Consider the following 380-nt stretch of genomic DNA (forward strand, 5'->3'; position numbering starts at 1 on the left):
GGCCGACGCCGGTATCCCCGGCACCGCCCGCACCCCCGCCACCAGCGCCGCCGTCGTGGAGGCCACCGACAGCGCGAGGGCGGCCGGCCACCCCGGCGCGGTGCCGTGCACGGCCGCCACCAGCGGCTGCGCCGGCCAGCCCCACGGGCCCGACCACAGCAGCGCACGCCCGGCCCAGGCGGGCACGGTCCCGCCGGCCGTCACCACGGCGGACAGCGTCAGTCCCGCGAGGACCGCCGATGCCGCCACCGCACCGAGGGCGCGGGGCAGGCGCCGCCTTCGCCCACGTCCGCCGTACCGTTCGACGAGCGCGCCGCAGCCCGCGGCGGTGAGCGCGACGGCCGTGCCGGCCCACGCGCCCGCCGCCGCGGCCCACGCGC

General features: G+C 82.9%; 1 pseudogene. It reads right to left on the reverse strand.

Annotation, left to right across the window (positions count from 1 at the left end):
* Window positions 1-380: pseudogene (locus JNW98_RS24930) on the reverse strand (hypothetical protein); the annotation flags it as partial.

It is taken from the genome of Streptomyces huiliensis (assembly GCF_020037025.1).
Classification (GTDB): Bacteria; Actinomycetota; Actinomycetes; order Streptomycetales; family Streptomycetaceae; genus Streptomyces; species Streptomyces huiliensis.